At 40.3% G+C, this 17,552-nt stretch carries 14 protein-coding genes; 5 read left to right on the top strand and 9 right to left on the bottom strand.

Annotation, left to right across the window (positions count from 1 at the left end):
* Positions 1-21: 21 nt before the first annotated feature.
* A complete protein-coding gene (locus RM549_RS01775; RefSeq protein WP_311680070.1) occupies positions 22-1,665 on the bottom strand; it encodes a M1 family metallopeptidase in 1,644 nt (547 codons plus the stop codon).
* 13 nt (positions 1,666-1,678) lie between these two features.
* A complete protein-coding gene (locus tag RM549_RS01770) occupies positions 1,679-3,307 on the bottom strand; it encodes an acyl-CoA carboxylase subunit beta (protein WP_311680068.1) in 1,629 nt (542 codons plus the stop codon).
* Positions 3,308-3,492: 185 nt separating this feature from the next.
* On the opposite strand from RM549_RS01770, the gene RM549_RS01765 reads away from it, so the two are divergent.
* The 3 genes from RM549_RS01765 to ettA all read left to right on the top strand — a co-directional run bounded on the left by RM549_RS01765 (position 3,493) and on the right by ettA (position 5,952).
* A complete protein-coding gene (locus RM549_RS01765; RefSeq protein ID WP_311680066.1) occupies positions 3,493-3,672 on the top strand; it encodes a CAL67264 family membrane protein in 180 nt (59 codons plus the stop codon).
* A gap of 1 nt (position 3,673) precedes the next feature.
* Positions 3,674-4,150, top strand: coding sequence for a DinB family protein (locus RM549_RS01760; RefSeq protein WP_311680064.1), 477 nt, complete (start codon positions 3,674-3,676; stop codon positions 4,148-4,150).
* Between the two features lie 110 nt (positions 4,151-4,260).
* Positions 4,261-5,952 (top strand): energy-dependent translational throttle protein EttA, encoded by a 1,692-nt coding sequence (ettA, locus tag RM549_RS01755; protein WP_311680062.1) that lies wholly within the window; start codon positions 4,261-4,263, stop codon positions 5,950-5,952.
* Positions 5,953-6,109: 157 nt separating this feature from the next.
* Here the strand turns inward: ettA and RM549_RS01750 are convergent, their stop codons facing one another.
* On the bottom strand, positions 6,110-6,367 hold the full coding sequence (locus RM549_RS01750) for a DUF1456 family protein (RefSeq protein WP_311680060.1): 258 nt from the start codon (positions 6,365-6,367) through the stop codon (positions 6,110-6,112).
* 394 nt (positions 6,368-6,761) lie between these two features.
* Here RM549_RS01750 and RM549_RS01745 point away from each other — a divergent pair, with 394 nt between their 5' ends.
* Positions 6,762-7,205 carry an Hsp20/alpha crystallin family protein gene (locus RM549_RS01745; protein ID WP_311680058.1) on the top strand — a complete coding sequence of 148 codons (444 nt, stop codon included), beginning with the start codon at positions 6,762-6,764 and terminating at the stop codon, positions 7,203-7,205.
* An 85-nt stretch (positions 7,206-7,290) separates the two neighbouring features.
* On the opposite strand, the gene RM549_RS01740 is transcribed toward RM549_RS01745, so the two are convergent.
* From RM549_RS01740 to RM549_RS01720, 5 genes are all read right to left on the bottom strand, one after another.
* Positions 7,291-8,517, bottom strand: coding sequence for a phage tail-like protein (locus RM549_RS01740; RefSeq protein ID WP_311680056.1), 1,227 nt, complete (start codon positions 8,515-8,517; stop codon positions 7,291-7,293).
* 101 nt (positions 8,518-8,618) lie between these two features.
* Positions 8,619-10,625, bottom strand: a complete 2,007-nt coding sequence (gene uvrB / locus RM549_RS01735) for an excinuclease ABC subunit UvrB (protein ID WP_311680054.1) — start codon at positions 10,623-10,625, stop codon at positions 8,619-8,621.
* A gap of 61 nt (positions 10,626-10,686) precedes the next feature.
* Positions 10,687-13,452 (bottom strand): T9SS type B sorting domain-containing protein, encoded by a 2,766-nt coding sequence (locus RM549_RS01730; RefSeq protein WP_311680052.1) that lies wholly within the window; start codon positions 13,450-13,452, stop codon positions 10,687-10,689.
* Positions 13,453-13,477: 25 nt separating this feature from the next.
* Positions 13,478-14,314, bottom strand: a complete 837-nt coding sequence (locus tag RM549_RS01725) for an ABC transporter permease (RefSeq protein ID WP_311680050.1) — start codon at positions 14,312-14,314, stop codon at positions 13,478-13,480.
* On the bottom strand, positions 14,314-15,219 hold the full coding sequence (locus RM549_RS01720) for an ABC transporter ATP-binding protein (protein WP_311680048.1): 906 nt from the start codon (positions 15,217-15,219) through the stop codon (positions 14,314-14,316). The genes RM549_RS01725 and RM549_RS01720 overlap by 1 nt, the downstream gene beginning before the upstream one ends.
* Positions 15,220-15,311: 92 nt before the next feature.
* Between RM549_RS01720 and RM549_RS01715 the strand changes: the two genes are divergently transcribed.
* Complete coding sequence (locus tag RM549_RS01715; protein WP_311680046.1) at positions 15,312-16,376, top strand: hypothetical protein; 1,065 nt, start codon at positions 15,312-15,314, stop codon at positions 16,374-16,376.
* A gap of 109 nt (positions 16,377-16,485) precedes the next feature.
* Here the strand turns inward: RM549_RS01715 and RM549_RS01710 are convergent, their stop codons facing one another.
* A complete protein-coding gene (locus RM549_RS01710; RefSeq protein ID WP_311680045.1) occupies positions 16,486-17,544 on the bottom strand; it encodes a nucleoid-associated protein in 1,059 nt (352 codons plus the stop codon).
* Positions 17,545-17,552: the final 8 nt, after the last annotated feature.

Raw genomic sequence — 17,552 nt, 5'->3', positions numbered from 1 at the left:
TATTTTTTTATATTTTTTCTGTTATTCCGAAGCAGATTTTTCCACACCCACATAAAACTCCTCCGTTTTTACTTCAACACTACCAAGGTCTTTAACGCCTGCCAGTTTTTGCCAGTTTTCGGTCGGGATTAGTCGTTCTTCTTCGCCATCGATTAGCACATCTACAGGCATGGTGAAATTCTGAACATCTGCTTCCCACCGAAAAGAAATCGTCTCTCCTTCCTGCTTTAGCTGAAATTCCGGAATGGCAGATTGTCTCAGGTACTGGTCAAAAACCGGCTGAAGATTGGTTGCTATTGGTTCGTTGAAAAAATCTTCTACATGCTGTGTAGTAACCGTTTTATGCTTAAAAGTTTCAGTATAATCCCGAAGCGTTTTCCACCATAGCTCGTCATTCCTGTAAATACTACGGATGGTGTTTAGAAGATTGGCTCCTTTTGCATACATATCACCCGATCCTTCAGCATTTACTCCGTAGTCTCCAATTATTGGGCTCTGATTACTGATATTTCTTCTAAGGCCTTTCAGGTATTCCAGCGCATTTTCTTTTCCCTGCTCACATTCCACAAAAATTGCTTCGGTATAACTGGTAAATCCTTCATGAACCCACATATCGGCAATATCTTTGGTAGTAATACTGTTTCCGTACCACTCGTGTCCCGACTCGTGAATAATGATGTAATCCCAGGATAGTCCGTGGCCGGTTCCTGATAAATCGTTTCCGAGGTAGCCGTTCATGTAATGATTTCCGTAGGCCACTGCACTTTGATGTTCCATCCCGAGATAAGGCGTTTCCACAAGTTTAAATCCGTCTTCCGGAAAAGGATAGGGCCCCATTTTTTCATAGAAGCACTCCATCATCGGCTTCACTTGTTCAAACTGGTCTTTTGCCTTGTCCAGGTTGTATTCCAGCACGTAATAATCGAGGTCCAGATCTTTATATTGATCATGAAAATGAGCGTACTTGCCAATATTCAGAACCACATTATAGTTATTAATGGGATTAGAAACTTTCCATTTCCACCTAGTGTAGCCATCACCCAATTTTTCACTTCCTAAAAGTCTGCCGTTGGAAACATTTGTCAGGCCTGTGGGGACTTCAATTTCGCTAAGCACCTCATTGGGTTCATCACTTTGATGATCTTTGTTTGGATACCAGGTACTTGCGCCCATTCCCTGCACGGCAACTGCTATCCATGGATTTCCATTTTCATCTTCGGTCCAGACGAATCCGCCATCCCACGGAGCTCTTTCTGCCACAACCGGATTTCCGGAGTAATAAAACTGAATGGAATCCTTTTTGCCTTTCCTTAAAGGTCTGGAAAATTCAACAAAAACAGCATTATGTTTACGCTTGTAATTCAGCTTTTTTCCTTTCCGAACAATAGAATCCACCTTCATATTCTCAAAAAGATCTACCTGCATTACCGGTAGTTTTTCTTTGGTCCTGAAAGTAATTGTATTGGATCCCGAAATAAATTTGTCTTTAGGGACAACCCTCACTTGTAAATGATATTTTAAAGCATCGTAGGCACGTTCCTTCCGAAGAGAACCTCTAAGAGTATCGGCTTCAGTATATTTTCCCTCCTTGTTGCTTAATACTTGAGCGTTATTTTTAAAGGATATTAAAAGAAGAGCAAATATTACGAAATATAGATTTTTCATGTCTGGTTTAAATTTATGTCTGTATTACGCCCATATTAAAATCCTTTTCAATAGGAGCATGGTCAGCGGCTTCTATTCCCATAGAAATCCACTTACGGGTGTCCACAGGATTTATTACAGCATCTGTCCACAGTCTTGCGGCAGCGTAATAGGCAGAGGTCTGCTCGTCATACTTTGATTTGAGTTTTTCGAAAACTTCTTTCTCCTTTTCTTCATCTACTTTTTCTCCTTTTTTAGCCATCGCTGCAGTTTCAATCTGAGCCAGTACTTTAGCAGCCTGTGTGCCTCCCATAACGGCCAGTTCTGCACTGGGCCAGGCAACGATAAGCCTCGGGTCGTATGCTTTACCGCACATGGCGTAATTTCCAGCACCATAAGAATTACCAATTATCACGGTGAACTTTGGAACTACAGAATTGCTCACCGCATTCACCATTTTTGCGCCATCCTTAATAATCCCGCCGTGTTCGCTTTTGCTGCCTACCATGAATCCTGTGACATCCTGAAGGAAAACCAACGGAATTTTCTTCTGATTACAATTCGCAATAAAACGGGTGGCTTTATCTGCAGAGTCAGAATAAATCACTCCGCCAAACTGCATTTCCCCTTTTTTGGTTTTAACGATCTTACGCTGATTGGCAACAATACCAACGGCCCACCCATCGATTCTCGCATAGCCGGTAATAATTGTTTGTCCGTAGCCTTCTTTATATTCTTCAAATTCTGAATTATCTACAAGACGTTTTATAATTTCGGTCATGTCGTATTGATCGCTGCGCTTTTTGGGCAGGATCCCGAAGATTTCATTTTCATCCTCTTTGGGCTTAGCGGACTCTTTTCGGTTAAAACCGGCTTTGTCAAAAACACCGATTTTGTCCATGATATTTTTAATTTTTTCAAGCGCTTCAGAATCATTTTTCGCCTTGTAATCTGTGACGCCGCTAATTTCACTGTGAGTGGTAGCCCCACCAAGGGTCTCATTATCGACACTCTCTCCAATTGCTGCTTTCACCAGGTAACTTCCGGCAAGAAAAATACTTCCGGTTTTTTCTACGATAATAGATTCGTCGCTCATAATTGGCAAATATGCTCCACCGGCTACACAACTACCCATAACAGCGGCAATTTGGGTAATTCCCATACTGCTCATTACCGCATTGTTCCTAAATATCCTTCCGAAGTGTTCTTTATCAGGAAAAATTTCATCCTGCATCGGTAAAAATACTCCGGCGCTGTCTACAAGGTAGATAATTGGCAGCCTGTTTTCAATAGCTATTTCCTGCGCGCGGAGGTTCTTTTTCCCAGTGATGGGGAACCAGGCTCCTGCTTTTACTGTGGCGTCATTGGCCACTACAACGCATTGCTTTCCCGAGACGTAGCCAATTTTCACAATCACGCCGCCACTTGGACAGCCACCGTGTTCTTTGTACATGCCGTCGCCGGCAAAAGCACCAATTTCTACAGACTTTGATTTTTCATCCAAAAGATAGTCAATTCGTTCCCTGGCAGTCATTTTGCCTTTGTCGTGGTGCTTTGCAATTCTTTTTTCGCCACCACCGAGTTTTACTTCCTTTAGCCTGTGATTAAGATTGGAAACCAGAAGTCGGTTATGATCTTCATTTTTATTGAAATTGATATTCATGTTGTTTAAAATTTGAGAATAGACTCCGGAATTACCGGAAAAAGCTAAAAATATTCGTATATTTTTATGATACAATAAGGAAAAACTCCCTTAAATTGCTGTTCCGCTAAAATACAAAATCAAGTCTATTGGAATATTGAAAAGCAGGATTATCTGGAGAAGCTTTTGATTATAAGGATATCGTTATGGGAATGAATAAGAATACCATTTTTGGCTGGGCGTCTTTCGTCCTGTTTTTAATTGGGTCGGCAGTGATCTTGCTGGGAGTATTAAAATATATTGATTACGCTATAGGATTTTCTGTGGTCGGGATTGGATTTTTCGCGATTTCCTGGGCATTTAATGCATTAAAAGGCAGAGTATAGGATGGAAGAGAAACAAATGAAGGAACAACTGGTTAAGCATTTGCAGGGAGGTGAGGCATATTTGTCTTTAGCCAAATTTCTCGATGAAATCCCGTATGATAAAGTCGGAAAACGTCCGGAAACGCTTCCGTACTCGTTTTATGAAGTTTTTTACCATATTGCCTATGCTCAAAAAGATATTATAGACTATTGTATGACTGAAGGATATAAAAGTCCGAACTGGCCCGATGATTACTGGCCGGAGATGCAGTTTCCTGAAAGCGAAGAAGACTGGGAAGAATTAAAAGCAGATTATTTTGAGTGCCGTAAAGACTTTGAAGATTTTATTCTGGACCCGGAAAACCAACTAATGCATCCGGTTAAGAACGGAGAAGATCACAGTCTTTTACGAGAGCTTATGCTGGTGATAGAACACACTTCTTACCACACAGGACAACTACTTGTCATTCTGCGTTTACTCGGACTTCATAAAAGCTGATATTTGGTAAGACATCAATTATTTTCTAATCAAATTTTAAGATATTTGCATTTCTTCTGAAGATCAAAATCAGATTTCAGAAAAGACTGATACATCAAAATTTAAGAATTATGGCAGACGATAAAAAGGTGATTTTCTCCATGTCGGGAGTTACCAAGACTTATAAAAATGCAAATACTCCTGTTCTCAAGAACATTTATTTGAGCTTTTTTTACGGAGCGAAAATTGGAATTTTAGGGTTAAATGGTTCTGGTAAATCCACCTTGCTTAGGATTATTGCGGGAGAGGACAACAACTATCAGGGTGACGTGGTTTTTTCCCCTGGCTACAGTATTGGTTACCTGGAACAGGAGCCTAAACTGGATGAAGATAAAACTGTGCTGGATGTTGTAAAAGAAGGTGTAGCTGAAACAGTTTCTGTTTTGGACGAATACAACAAGATTAACGATATGTTCGGTTTACCTGAAGTTTATGAAGATGCAGATAAGATGCAGAAGCTTATGGATAAGCAGGCAGAACTTCAGGATAAAATTGATGCTACCAATGCGTGGGAGCTCGACACGAAGCTGGAAATAGCAATGGACGCACTTCGTACTCCGGAAAGTGACAAGAAAATTTCAGTATTATCGGGAGGGGAAAGACGCCGTGTCGCATTGTGCCGTTTACTTCTTCAGGAACCTGATATTTTACTTCTGGATGAGCCTACCAATCACCTGGACGCCGAGTCTGTGCACTGGCTGGAACATCACCTTGCGCAGTATAAAGGGACGGTAATTGCTGTGACACACGACCGTTATTTCCTCGATAATGTTGCTGGCTGGATTCTGGAACTGGACAGGGGAGAAGGAATTCCGTGGAAAGGAAATTACTCGTCCTGGCTGGATCAAAAGTCTAAGCGACTTGCGCAGGAACAAAAGCAGGCGAGCAAGCGTCAGAAAACTTTGGAACGAGAGCTGGAATGGTCGCGAATGAATCCTAAGGGAAGACAGGCGAAACAGAAGGCTCGTTTGAATAATTACGACAAGTTGATGAGTCAGGACCAAAAGCAGGTAGACGAACAGCTTGAAATTTATATCCCGAATGGACCAAGGCTGGGAACCAATGTGATCGAAGCCAAGGGAGTTAGTAAGGCTTTTGGAGACAAGCTTCTTTATGAAGATCTTAATTTTAAATTGCCGCAGGCCGGGATTGTCGGAATAATTGGTCCTAACGGTGCCGGTAAAACTACAATTTTCAGGATGATAATGGGCGAGGAGCAACCTGATAAAGGAAGTTTTGAAGTAGGGGAGACCGCTAAGATTTCCTATGTAGACCAGGCGCACAGTGATATTGATGCTGAAAAAACCATCTGGCAAAACTTTAGTGATGAGCAGGAATTGGTAATGATGGGCGGTCGTCAGGTTAATTCCCGGGCGTACCTGAGCAGGTTTAACTTTAGCGGAAGCGAGCAGAATAAGAAAGTCAGCATGCTTTCAGGAGGAGAACGGAACAGGCTTCACCTTGCGATGACTTTAAAAGAAGAAGGAAACGTGTTGTTACTCGATGAGCCTTCTAACGATTTGGATGTAAATACACTGCGGGCGCTGGAAGAAGGATTGGAGAATTTCGCAGGCTGTGCGGTGGTAATTTCCCACGACCGATGGTTCCTCGATAGGGTTTGTACTCATATCCTTGCTTTTGAAGGTGATTCACAAGTCTACTTCTTTGAAGGCGGATTCTCAGATTATGAGGAAAACAAGAAAAAACGTCTTGGTGGCGATATAATGCCGAAGCGAATCAAGTACAAAAAACTGGTCAGATAATTTTCTAAACAATTTACAGTAAACAATAATCAATAAAAAAGGAGTAGCATTAATCAAAATGCTACTCCTTTTTTAGTTTTGTCTACCGTCTACCGTCTACCGTCTACCGTCTACCGTCTACCGTCTACCGTCTACCGTCTACCGTCTACAGGCTGATTTACTCTCCACTCTTCACTTTTTCACCCTTTCCCGGCATCGGTCCTCTAAGATGAATGATTAGTCCGTTTAGGAAATTTCGGAGAAACTGGTCGCCACATTCCACATATTTTGGATGATCTTCCTTTCGGAAGATTGCTCCCAGTTCGCTTTTGGTTACTTTAAAATCAACCAGGGCGCAAATTTGCACAATATCATCATCACGTAATTTGTGAGCTACCCTTAATTTTTTAAAAATGTCATTATTTGTTAGTCCCATACTGCAAATTTAACTCATTCTTTTCCGAATTAGGAAAAATTCCGTTTTGGATTTTGTATTTCAGATGAAATTTCCCAATTCAGAACCTCCATTTTTAAGAGAACCCTCGAAAATGACAATTATCGACATTTTAAGTACGAGGTGAGAAGTTAGAAGGAGTAATTTGTTCTCTCTTTCTTTCCTTTTTCAGGTTAGAACTTGAATTTTTCTTTTTCAAGCGGTGCCTCAAAAATGACATTTATCGACCTCTGGTAAGCTTCAGTATCTGAAAACTGACTATATGACATAAAAAAGTGAGCTGATTGTGACACAATGGCTTGTTTTCTGTTTTGGAATTTGAATTGCTATTGCATCTATGAAAAATTAAAAGTTTAACCTTAAAAAATAATTAGTCATGAGTTTAATTAAAACAAACGAGGCCAACTGGCTGCCATCAGTTTTCGACGATATGTTTAAAACTGACTGGTTAGGAGGAACTACTAATGTAAACAGTATTGGAACAAGTATTCCTGCTGTAAACATTAGGGAAAATGAGGACGAATTTGCAGTATCTGTAGCCGCTCCGGGAAAGAAGAAGGAAGATTTCAACATCGAATTGGAAAATGATGTGCTAACAATTTCTTCTGAAGAGAAGAAAGAAAAGGAATCTTCAGACAAGGAAGGAAGGTTTACCCGAAAAGAATTTAGTTACACTAATTTCAAAAGAGCCTTCAGTTTACCAGAGTCTGTAGACAGTAACCAGATTTCTGCAAGTTACGAGGACGGTGTACTGCAAATTAGCCTTCCGAAACGTGAGGAAGCTAAAGTACAGCCTAAACGTTTGATCGAAATTTCTTAAGATTGTTTGCCTTGAATTAGTTAAAAAAGCATCCGGAAAGTTCGGATGCTTTTTTATTTTTCCGAAGATGTGGACTTTAAAAAAACTATTGCTTCAAAAGCAGGATCCATCTGTTTCCGGCACTTTGAATAACGTATGTTTTTCCTCCCTGGATTGTTGTCACTGTGGTGTTGGTCGAAATGTCCAGCAGGTTATCGGTTCCCAGGAAAACCAGGTTTTTGACTCCTGTTCCCGGCCATCCAAAAAGCGTAATGTTTCTTCCTTTATTTTCTGAAGCTTTTGGAATTACAATTCCTGAAACCTGATTGTTTATTCTTAATGATCCTACTTCTTCTCCAATAACATATTCTCCGGTAGCGCTTCCTGTAGAAATCATATTTGTAGAAGTTGAATGTTTCCAGTTTACCACACCAGCATTATCTGTTACCATAGTTTGATTCTCAAGTCCGCGGCTATCGGGTAAAGTGTAATCAGTTTCGGGAGTGGCTCCAATTCCCACTCTTCCTGCGAAGTAAGCGGCAAAAACATTAGCATTCCTGTCACCGTAGGCGACGCTATAAATTCCATAAATATTTCCAACTCCCTGCGTGCTCCCCACTTCATTGTAAATTCCATAGTTGTTGCTCCTTGCTCCAAAGGTGCGGCCAATCCTATTATAGATTCCATAAATGTCACTGGTTCCTGAATTTTGATACGTTTCATTGAAGAATCCGTAATGAATCCCTGTACCGGTGCCTCCCACGTTAGATTTTAAACCATATTTGAGTCCGTTGGTGGAGCTTCTGTTGTCACTTACAATTCCGTAAGTTGCAAGATTGTCGGTAGCCGAATTATTATTGTCGACTTCAAGAGGTTTTTTTATGTTTAAATCTTTTCCTGAGGGAATAGCAATCTGAAGTTTTGAGGAAATCTGCTGAGTTCCAATCCCAATGTTTCCTTCACGAAAAACAGGATCGGTAATATTTCCTGCACTGGTGGAGGTGCCTGTTTTATAGAAGTCAGAAGAACCCGAACCAGAACTACCGGTGAGAGTCTTCCAGCTACCAGTATCTGCACTCCAGTAATAAAATCCGGATGGGAAGCCGGGAATATCTTTATTGAGGAAAACCAGCATTCCGTTTTGTTCAGCTCCGGGATTAGTTGCAGGAAATTTTTCGATTCTTGGAATAAGTATTCCGTCAATAATATTCGGACTTGCTTTATCTGAAGCAACAATATCCAACTGAGCCTTAGGCGTGGTAGTTCCTATGCCAACCTGGGAGAATAACAAACAGGGAGAAACCAACGACAGCAATAAAAAAGATAATTTCATAAGTGATAATGTTTGCAATCACTTTATTTACAAAAAATGTTCTAAGGCCTGATCAATATAAATTAATATTTTAAAGATCAGTGCTTTAGATCAAACATTTTTTAATGTTTTTCCTTTACCTTCTCCTGTAACATCTTGATTTCATCCCTTAGCCGGGCAGCTTCCATAAAATCTAATTCTTTGGCAGCCGTCTCCATTGCCTTTCTTCTTTCCCGAATTACCTTTTCGACCTGAACTTTACTGAAGTATTCAACCTCCTCTTCAGCAGCCTTTAACGTTTTTGGCCTGTCATCGTAATCATAAACATCAAGTTTCTGCTTTACAAGGGCACTGTCAAAAGCTTTAACTAACGGAGTTGGTGTAATCTTATGCTTCTGGTTATACTCAATTTGTTTCTGGCGGCGGTATTCGGTTTGATCCATCGTTTTCTGCATACTATCTGTAATCTTATCTGCATACAGGATGGCTCTTCCTTCCACATGCCGCGCTGCACGACCAATTGTTTGGGTAAGGGAACGGTTACTACGCAAGAAACCTTCCTTATCGGCATCAATAATGGCGACCAGGGAAACTTCAGGTAAATCCAGTCCTTCCCTCAACAGGTTTACCCCAATAAGCACATCAAAAATCCCTTTTCTCAAATCCTGCATGATTTCTACCCTTTCCAGAGTATCTACATCAGAATGAATATATCTACAGCGAATATCGATGCGGGTAAGATATTTCGTCAACTCTTCAGCCATCCTTTTAGTCAACGTAGTAACGAGAACCCGCTGATCTTTTTCAACCCTAATATGAATTTCTTCAATTAAATCGTCTATCTGGTTAAGGCTGGGACGTACTTCTATAATAGGATCCAGCAATCCTGTTGGCCTGATCACCTGTTCTACATAAACCCCTTCTGTCTTCTGAAGCTCATAATCTGCAGGGGTAGCGCTCACATAAATCACCTGATTTTGAAGTGCTTCAAATTCTTCAAATTTTAACGGACGGTTATCCATTGCGGCGGGAAGCCTAAAGCCGTAATCCACCAGAGTTTCTTTCCGCGAGCGGTCACCACCATACATCGCGTGTACCTGCGGAATGGTAACATGACTCTCGTCCACAACCATTAAATAATCGTCCGGGAAATAATCCAGTAAGCAGAATGGGCGTGTCCCCGGTTTTCTTCCGTCGAGGTAACGGGAATAATTTTCAATTCCGGAGCAATAACCAAGTTCACGGATCATTTCCAAGTCGAAATTTGTCCTTTCATCAAGTCGTTTCGCCTCCAGGTGTTTGCCAATATCCCTGAAATAGTCGACCTGCTTCACCAAATCATCCTGAATATCACGAATCGCTCCCTGCAACACATCTGGTGAAGTCACGAACATGTTTGCCGGATAGATATTCAACCGGTCGTATTTTTCAACTACATCATTTGTTCCGGGATCAAAAGCTTCAATTTCTTCAATTTCATCTCCGAAAAAGTGAATTCTAAAAGCATTATCTGCATAACTAGGGAAAACATCCACAGTATCGCCTTTAATTCTGAAGTTTCCGCGGGAAAATTCAGCTTCAGTACGGGAATAAAGACTTTGCACCAGTTTGTGGAGCAATTTGGTCCGGGAAATATTCATATCCTTTTCAATGGAAACCACGTTTTTCTTGAATTCCACAGGGTTTCCAATACCATAAAGACAGGAAACCGAAGCAACAACCAGCACATCCCGCCGGCCACTTAACAGAGAAGAGGTGGTACTAAGCCTTAGCTTTTCAATTTCTTCATTAATAGATAAATCTTTCTCAATATAAGTTCCCGAAGAGGGGATAAAAGCTTCGGGCTGATAATAGTCGTAGTAACTCACAAAATATTCCACTGCATTTTCAGGAAAGAAATGTTTAAATTCTGAATATAATTGTGCCGCAAGGGTTTTGTTATGGGCGAGGACGAGCGTGGGTTTTTGTACTTCTTCAATAACGTTCGCAACAGAAAAAGTTTTTCCGGAGCCTGTAACCCCAAGTAAAGTCTGATATTGATCGTTCCGGTTGAGTGCCGTTACAAGCTGTTTTATAGCCTGCGGCTGGTCACCGGTAGGTTTATAATTTGATTTTATTTTAAATTTCATGGATTCTTTTCTTAGCCACGCGAAATTACGCAATTCCCGTGCCTATTCAAACTCCTGAAAATCAATTCGATCTTTTAAGGGAGAAGTGACCTTTTATCTCAGTTCCATCTTCAAAAACAATGTTGAACCAATAATCATCTGAGGGCATTGCGCGCCCCTGGAAATTTCCGTCCCAACCTGCGCCATCGGGATTAAGCTGTGTTAGTAATTTCCCGTACCTGTCGAAAATATAAATATGGCGAATGGTAAATTCAGGATTATCAAGGTCATAGGGTTTCCATCTGTCGTTATAGCCATCGTTATTTGGTGTGAAAAAGTTAGGAAAACCAAATACGGTAAATTCTTCCGCTATAATTTCACAGCTATTCTCTGCCCGAACGTAAACCGTATGTCTTCCGCCGGCAATATTTCGAAAGTCCGGGCTGGATTGGTAAGGGCCATCAATGTTACCGAGGGAGAACATCAGGTTGGAACTGTTAGAATTTGCAATAATGCTAACATCGCTTACCGCGCCATTGTTGTCAATCTGGATATTGGTGATTTCCGGTGCATCCAATTCTTCAACATTAAAATTTATGGTTCTTCCGCAGCCAAAACTGTTATTGATGATATTGAGGTTGTAATTTCCCGGTTCATTTATTTCAATTGTGGCAGTTGTTTCGCCGGTATTCCATTCAAAAGAAAAATCTTCCGGATTTTCCAACACAAGATCTTTTCCCAGATGCAAAGGAAATTCAGAAGAACAGAGCTCCAGAATATTATTCTGCTGGAAGTTGGGAAAACTTTGTATTTCAAGATTTAAGCTGCCATAGCCATAGCAAACATCTTCCTGATAGGCTTTTACATAAATAGTGCCCGCCTCAGCATTATAAAAATTGGGCAGGGGATTGGCTCCCAACACAGCATCATCTTCAGTTTTATGAAAAGTGAGGCTTACACTTTCTTCAAGATTAAGTTCTGTACGCAAATCTTCTGCAATGTTGCCTAAATTAAATTCGGCTGCTCCATTGCCAAGATCACAACCACTCGCTGTTCCTGCATCTATATTTACACCTGCTGTGGTTCTTAATTGTATTTTGGTAAGTGTGGTGCATTCGGCGTCCAATCCGGTTACTTTTGCAACCAGTTCCTGGTTTGGTGAGGTATTGTGGTAAAGATCTGTCAGCCCTTCCCGATTAAGGTTGTCTAATGTTGCATCCCTTTCAGTCTCATAAAAAAGCACACTTATGCCATTATTGTTTCCGGTGAGATAATCCCGGGCCAGCTGCAGGTTAAAACCTGTAAGCCCATCGTCTGGATTCCCATCTGTATCACACTGAGTGAGGATATAATCCTGGGCAGCTTCAGGAATGCCAATTATCGTAATTTCCTTGCAAACCGGGTCCTGAGGAATGTTATTTACAGATTTTGTAAGACTAACGGTATAAGAACCGGGAGCGGAATAGGTGTGCGACGGATTTTCTTCTGAAGAAAGATTTCCATCTCCAAAATCCCATTCCACAGCGTCATAATTGTCACCGCTGGTAGAGAATTCAGTTGGTTCACCAAGGCAAAAATTTGCAGCCTCAAAATTGTTCCTGAACAGAGATTGTACAAAAGGCGGAAGCCCGAGTTTTACATCGTTAGGAGAAACATCTACAACGTTATGAGCATAGTTAACGTTGGCGCCGGCATTTTCAGGTTCATTAATAACAGATAAGAAATTGTGGTTCAAATACCCACCATCGTCTGTGGGATAGCCGGCCCTGTAAATTCTTCCATCAGGGGCAAGCTGGAGTGCTCCCGCCACGTTTCGGGAAGAGTGGATAATTGTTCTGGAATTTGCGATGCCGGGACTTGCAAGGTCGAACTGGTACAATTCGCTTCTGTCCAGGACATCGTTTTCACGAAAGATATTTGCTGTGACGTAGACTTTTGTAGATTCAGGAGAAAATTCCACTCCGTAAGGATAAGAATTTTCCAATAGTAGTTGGGCATTGGATACTTTTCCTGTTAAATCATCAAAATCATAAAGAAAAACTTTTCCGTTTTTTTTACTGCCGCCCATCCCTGAATTCTGAAGTGAAGAATTGGAAAAAGCCGCTGCCATTTTTTTTCCATCCGGAGAAATTTTTAAATATCCGCCTGCGGTAATGTTAACTTCAATTTCGTTGATAATTGGAGGAAAATTTTCAGAAAATGCTGAAATAACAGGAGCGTTTTCCACTCCTTCTGAACTTACCCTGAAGGAGTAGAATTTATTAGTGAATTGTGTAACTACCCAATAGGAGACACAATCACCCCCAATAACTGCTGAAATTTTTTCGGAACTTTTAAATTCATTTTCAATTGGATCTGAAGGATTGTAGGTAACGAGATGGATGTTTTTCCTGCCTGGTATTATGGCGCCGCGGCCACTGTCCAGGGTCATATCCACTTCAGAATAATTAACTCCTTCTAAAGGGTCTTCGGCAGATAAATAATAATCGGGTTTGTCTACAGTAAAAATATAGTAGCGACTGGGATTTCCAGGTCTTGGCACTACAATGGCAGATTGCGTGCTGGAAACGTTACCTTTAAGGTTATCTCCATTTCGCATGGGGCTGTGATTGCGATTATAAACGGTAATCCCATCGGTATAAAAGAGGAGGTTTCCGTTACGATCAGAAATGGATGTGGAGCCTTCTACCGTCTGGAGTCTTCCGTTTAAAAGTGAAGTAGGGGTGTCGCCATTAAAAGACAAGCCTGCGTTATCTCCAAAATACCAGGTGGAGGCTTCATTTTGTGCTTCTGCTTCGGCAGCAAAAAACACATAAATCAGGATTAAAAGGCAATATCTAATATTCATATCCAGGTGAAAGATCACCAAGATATTACAAATCCCGCTTTTTCAACAACCGGTAAGAGAAATATACAAAAATAACTGTCCATGCAATGACTATTAGAAGCTGATACCAATGGATACCGTAGTCTTTTTGAAACTCAGAACCTAACTGATTTGCAGCGGCCTGGAAGGCATTTAGCCTGGAAAACGGCTCCTTAATAATATTCGCCATACTTTCTAACGGAAAAAAGCGCGCAATCTGGTCTGCAGTTTCTGTACCTCTAAAAATTTGCCACTTCAAAAGACCATAAGCAATACTTTCTATGATCCACCAGATAAAAAGGAAACCCAGGGCAAATGCCGAGCGCTTGACCAAAATCCCCAGGAACATACAAAATGAAAAAAACGCGGTAAGCTTTACGAAATATCCTACGAGATATTCCAGATCTGAAAAGACTATGGAAAATTCTGTATAATCTGAAAAAGAGAGTCCCAGGATCAAAGAAACTATAAACAAGAACAAAGTTGAGACCAGCGAGAACACAAGTACTGTGAGAAATTTGGAGAGCACAAATTCTTTTTTGCTCAGGCCATCTATCAGGTTTTGTTTTAACGTCCTGTTGCTGTATTCGTTGGACATCATAGAAACAATAACGATAGCCAGGAACAGCTTGAGCATGGCCGCAATATAGCTGTTAAAGTGCCAGATGTATGGGAAATTGAAAATCCCCTGGTCTGCTACTCTAAACTGAATGTTGCCGACATTAAATTCAATGGAGGCAAAAAGAGCTATAAATGTGATAAGGATAAAATACGTTAGCGTTAGGATTTTTGCTGAACGGCTGTATTTTAATTTATGAAATTCTATATTTAATAATCGTAACATCAGGCTTTATTTGTTTGGTTAGTTAATTGAAGGAACTGTTCTTCCAGGCTTTGTTTTCTCTTTACGAGATAACATAAAGAGAGGCCTTTTTCAAACAAATATTCGTTAATCACTTCAGCATCCATGGGTTCTTCAAGGATCGCTGTTACCAGATCGTCATTCAGAGTAATTTTTCCAATTCCGGGATGGTCCTTCAATAACTCCTGAAGACGGGCAGTGTCTTTGGCTTTAAGTTCGAAAAAGCCATGACTGGCATTGATTCCGTCGACGGGACCGGTATAAAGTTTAACTCCGTTTCGAATAATTACCACATGAGAGCAGACTTTCTCAACTTCATCCAGCAAATGCGAAGCAAGAAGAATGGTTGTACCCATTGAGGCAATTTTCCTGATAATTTCCCGAATCTGATGAATTCCCTGGGGATCTAATCCGTTTGTAGGTTCATCAAGAATAAGAATTTCCGGATCGTTAAGTAGGGCAGAGGCAATAGCAAGACGCTGCTTCATTCCCAAAGAGTAGGTTTTAAATTTGCTGTTTTTTCTATCCAGTAGCCCAACCAGCTCAAGTTTCTCTTCAATTTTCGCGGGTGGAATATTTTTAATTTTGCAAACCAAAGCCAGGTTTTGGGTCGCGGTCATGTAAGGATAAAAATTAGGATGTTCTATTATTGCACCTACTTTTTTTAAGGCTTCATGTGTGGATTCTTTCCCATCGAACCACAGAAAATCTCCGCTGGTTTTGTTTACCACGTTAAGAACCATTCCTAAAGTCGTGGATTTCCCACTACCATTTGGGCCTAAAATTCCGTAGACATTTCCTTTTTCAATGGTAAAAGATAGATTATCTACAGCAGTAAGTGAGCCATATTTTTTAGTAAGATTGCTGATGCTGAGGATTGTTTCCAATGGATGAAATGTTTTTAATATGACGATGAAAATGGCAATTTGTTACATGTTTCGCACTAGAAACTGTATTTTTGGGTAAAACCAATAGATATATGGAGCAGAAATTAATGTCGAAGAAGAAGCCTTCTTTTCCTATAAATCAGCGATTTAACAGATATTTGGCGAAATATAACCGCAATACAATGATTCCTGTGTTTTATGAAGATTTGCTGAGGTTTTCGGGTTCTATAGTGGTTTATGATCAACATGAAGAGGATACATTTTGGGTGCGCTGTTATTATCCCGATCATGAGCGCCTGGAAATTGACGAGAGCCTCAAGAAAGTCTACACTATCCTACATTCTGATGGTAGTGATGATTCGCTAGAATTTCTTAATATTGATGCGATAGACTACTGCACCTTCGGAAATTCCAAACCTTTCCGGATAAAAGTCCGGAACATCTTAAACGACAGTTTTACTTATTTCTACGTGAAAACAGCAGACGCCTCACGGATTTACGGACTTGAATTTGAGCATTTGCTTTCCCCTCACCGGATTAATTTTTTGGTCTATCAGGAAACTTTAATTGAAGAGCATATTGCCGGAATTCCCGGAGATGTTTTTATCGAAGATCACTTGCCAACCTGCAGTGACAGGGAACAAACGCAAATCGCCAAACAGTTTGTGAAATTCAACGAGCGCTGCACAGTCAGACTGCTTGGTGATATGCGATCTTACAATTATGTGGTGATCCCTACGCACGATTTTGACCATGTACAGTACCAGATTAGGGCAATAGATTTCGATCAGCAATGTTATGAAGGAAATTTGAAGGTTTACCGGCCGCAGTTCTTCAAAGAGAATTATAATATGGTGAAGCTGGTTTCAGAAAAGCTGCAGGAATCCTCTATCGAACAGTATAGAAAAGAGGAACGCTCGCTGCTTGCCAAGCGGATTATCAATACAAAAAGCAGGTACAAAGAGCTCATAAGATGTATGATTAACGATCATGTATCTACAGGCGATAATGTGAAAAGGCTAAGGCAGGAACTTTATAAATATACAAACGATGTAAAGTTCAAAAGAGCGAGTACCATGGGTCAAATTCTCAGAACAGCACTGGATTTTGTTAAGCGAAATTACGAAGATGTCAATATGAAACGCCTGCTAAACTAAGGGTTGATAATTGCCATTTTCGAGGCATGACTTTGGAAGGACAAAGAGGAGAGAGGAAATAAAAGAGAGAAAAGATTTCGTACTTCTAACTTCTCACCTCGTACTTTATTTAACTTTTTTCTTCTTTATTGAAGTAAACCAGGTAATAATACATCTGTTTTTCTTCATCCCAGCCTTTTTCCACGAATTTTTCAGCAGATTCAGGGTTTATGAAGTCCAGTTTAATCTGAATATTAGTGTCAAGGTTAATTACACTCTTAATTTTCTTCCTGGCGGCGCTAACGGCGGTGTTTACAATAGAAAAATCTGAAAGATCTTCAATTTTGTACTTTGGCGCCTTCTCTGTTTTATAATTCTGAAATTCTGGAACCAGCTGCGGATTGTCAATTACCGAATTCAGGAAATTTGACTCATCAAATTTGTCATTTTTCGCGAAGTAATCCATACTACGGTTCATAAACATAACTTCTTCTTTTTTGTCTTCCGCAGGAAGAACCACGTCTTTAGCGAAGTTTTTACAAAAGTTGAGGTAGTTTTTTGTGTGATAATTATCGTCTGCAAGAATATCTACTCCCAAAAAGTTTTCCAGCCAGTATTTAGTATCATACCTGTTGGAATCTACCGAAAGAATTTTATAACCTTCAGCGCGGCCGGTATTAAAAATAAGCGCTCCTTTGTCAAGTTTATTCAGGTTAATTCCCTGCTGAACAACCATATCCAGAATACTTCCTTTTTCTTCAAACTGAAGAAAATCATGCTTTAACTCAGATTTAAATATTCCGATGGCCGGCATTTTAATGTTGTCCAGCTGCATATTTTCGAAATATACTACGTAAACTTCGCCACTTTTGATATGTGGATGTGCAGACTGCTCAAAAAGCAAAGTGGTTATCTTCTTTGAAACATCATGGGCCTGATCTGGACTATCAAAAATTGTATTTGCAAAGTTGTAAAGTTCGTTAAACTCCAGGTCTGTTTCATGAGAAAACTGATAGTAATTTTCTTCTTTTTCCCGGAAAGGCTTCAGGAAAAATTCCTTGATAAGCGGTTTAATTTCATCTTCAAGATTATAAGGACTTGCAGAAAGGAAAATTCCTTCATTTCTACTTTTATTACCTACTCTGTGAATAGATAAAGATTCAATTTGGGCATTAAAGAGATTTATCATTTAGTAAT

The organism is Autumnicola patrickiae (assembly GCF_031846525.1).
GTDB classification, from domain to species: domain Bacteria; phylum Bacteroidota; class Bacteroidia; order Flavobacteriales; family Flavobacteriaceae; genus Autumnicola; species Autumnicola patrickiae.
The sequence above is the reverse complement of the archived record's forward strand: the minus strand, read 5'-3'. Positions and strand labels throughout refer to the sequence as shown.

Bases quoted from the DNA above. Each gene is read 5' to 3' on its own strand.
- RM549_RS01775 (WP_311680070.1), bottom strand. From the start codon at position 1,665: ATGAAAAATCTATATTTCGTAATATTTGCTCTTCTTTTAATATCCTTT.
- RM549_RS01765 (WP_311680066.1), top strand. From the start codon at position 3,493: ATGGGAATGAATAAGAATACCATTTTTGGCTGGGCGTCTTTCGTCCTG.
- RM549_RS01760 (WP_311680064.1), top strand. From the start codon at position 3,674: ATGGAAGAGAAACAAATGAAGGAACAACTGGTTAAGCATTTGCAGGGA.
- RM549_RS01740 (WP_311680056.1), bottom strand. From the start codon at position 8,517: ATGAAATTATCTTTTTTATTGCTGTCGTTGGTTTCTCCCTGTTTGTTA.
- RM549_RS01715 (WP_311680046.1), top strand. From the start codon at position 15,312: ATGGAGCAGAAATTAATGTCGAAGAAGAAGCCTTCTTTTCCTATAAAT.
- RM549_RS01710 (WP_311680045.1), bottom strand. From the start codon at position 17,544: ATGATAAATCTCTTTAATGCCCAAATTGAATCTTTATCTATTCACAGA.
- RM549_RS01745 (WP_311680058.1), top strand. From the start codon at position 6,762: ATGAGTTTAATTAAAACAAACGAGGCCAACTGGCTGCCATCAGTTTTC.
- RM549_RS01730 (WP_311680052.1), bottom strand. From the start codon at position 13,452: ATGAATATTAGATATTGCCTTTTAATCCTGATTTATGTGTTTTTTGCT.
- ettA (WP_311680062.1), top strand. From the start codon at position 4,261: ATGGCAGACGATAAAAAGGTGATTTTCTCCATGTCGGGAGTTACCAAG.
- RM549_RS01770 (WP_311680068.1), bottom strand. From the start codon at position 3,307: ATGAATATCAATTTCAATAAAAATGAAGATCATAACCGACTTCTGGTT.
- RM549_RS01750 (WP_311680060.1), bottom strand. From the start codon at position 6,367: ATGGGACTAACAAATAATGACATTTTTAAAAAATTAAGGGTAGCTCAC.
- uvrB (WP_311680054.1), bottom strand. From the start codon at position 10,625: ATGAAATTTAAAATAAAATCAAATTATAAACCTACCGGTGACCAGCCG.
- RM549_RS01725 (WP_311680050.1), bottom strand. From the start codon at position 14,314: ATGTTACGATTATTAAATATAGAATTTCATAAATTAAAATACAGCCGT.